This window comes from Epilithonimonas hispanica, from assembly GCF_003385395.1.
Classification (GTDB): domain Bacteria; phylum Bacteroidota; class Bacteroidia; order Flavobacteriales; family Weeksellaceae; genus Epilithonimonas; species Epilithonimonas hispanica.
Genome location: NZ_QNUG01000106.1, coordinates 1 through 1509, shown reverse-complemented (window position 1 = coordinate 1509; position 1509 = coordinate 1). Strand labels below are relative to the sequence as shown.

Annotated in this window: 2 protein-coding genes; both read left to right on the top strand. The window is 34.5% G+C overall.

Features of this window, described 5'->3' with window-relative positions; translation table 11 throughout:
* Positions 1-225: 225 nt before the first annotated feature.
* On the top strand, positions 226-558 hold the full coding sequence (locus DRF58_RS18030) for a hypothetical protein (protein ID WP_245955609.1): 333 nt from the start codon (positions 226-228) through the stop codon (positions 556-558).
* Positions 559-830: 272 nt separating this feature from the next.
* Positions 831-1331 (top strand): GreA/GreB family elongation factor, encoded by a 501-nt coding sequence (locus tag DRF58_RS18025; protein WP_116037333.1) that lies wholly within the window; start codon positions 831-833, stop codon positions 1329-1331.
* Positions 1332-1509: the final 178 nt, after the last annotated feature.

Sequence of the window (1509 nt, the reverse complement as noted above, 5' to 3'; positions counted from 1 at the left end):
AGTAATTCGTTTAAATATTTGAATGTTAGATACTTAAATATACGAATTATTGCTATTTTACACAAATCTTATTTCTATTCTTATCCCGAACTCAGGTTAAAAACACAAAAGATGTTAAATAACGTTAATGTTGATCATCGAAAATCAGCCTTTTTTCTAATGTTCTCTGCCATAAGAATTTGTTCATGATAAAATATTTCATCCGATTCCTAAACATTTTACTTGATGCTGAAACCACTTTTTCCGGTGATTGATTATGCCGTAAATTACAATTATATTTCTAACAAACTTTGTGTTAACATAACTCAGCCAGAGCTTCATTGCAATGGAAAATGCTATGTTTCCAAAGAATTGGCAAAATCATCGCAGAAAGATTCTTCGCCCTTTTCCAAAACCAAAATTCCAACCCAGAAAACATTGGATTTTTACCTTCCCGCAGAAATTTCTGAGATTCCATTAGTAGCAAAAGAATTTTGTACAAATTATTTATTTATACAACAGATTATTCATATCTGTTTCTCAAGCATATTTTCCGACCTCCTATTATTTAAGTTTTAATTTTTCATAATCATCCTATTTGTGGGGCAAACCGCTCAACAAAGGATTCTACTATTCTTATTATTAAAAAAATGTATATTTACATTGCAGACAATGAAACAATTGCGGCTAAGCGGCTGTTGCCTGCAGTGCGTGCTTTGTAGTTAAGTGCTTTTCGAAAAGGTTTGCAAACTTTATAGCCTTAAAACTGTTAATTTTATTAGATAAATTTTTCAAACTCAACACGTATCAATAATTTTAAGTGTAACAGAATAAATGTAAGACTGGAATATATGAGTAGAGGATTTGTGAAAGAGGGTGATCAGGAGGAATTCCCGCTGATTCCGCCCCGTGCCGATTTACCGCCCGGTACGGTAAACTTCGTTACCGAGTTCGGATACGGTCAGTTACTCGCCGAACGTGATCAAATGATTCACGAGCGTGACAATACCTTGATTTCGAACGAGAATGAAAATCGCATTGCCGTAAATTTAATCAATGCGAAATTGCAATTGTTACTCGATCGAATTTCGTCTGCCAAAATTGTTAACCTTGCCAAACAACCCAAAAATATAGTTAGGTTCGGTGCTGAAGTGTACTTTAAGGTTGATTCCGATCCCAAAATCCAGCACTATCAAATCGTGGGCGTCGATGAGGCAAATGTTGCAGAAGGAAAAATAGCGTTTACCTCTCCTATTGCAAAAATCTTTATGGACAGAAAGGTCGGCGACCGCGTGACATTGAAATTGGGCAAAGCGGAAAAGCAATTTGAAATTGTGTCGATAAAATACTGATGGATTTGTAAAGTTTATTGAAAATGGATGAAAACCACTCAAAAAAAGAATCCGTCTCACAACAAAATTTGAGGCGGATTTTTTTTGTTATAAAAGTTTTTCAATATTTTAAGAAAAAGTGAAAAGTTGTCCTCTTCAGGCAACTTTCTTTCTTAAATTGTGTGCTAAAGCGTGTAAT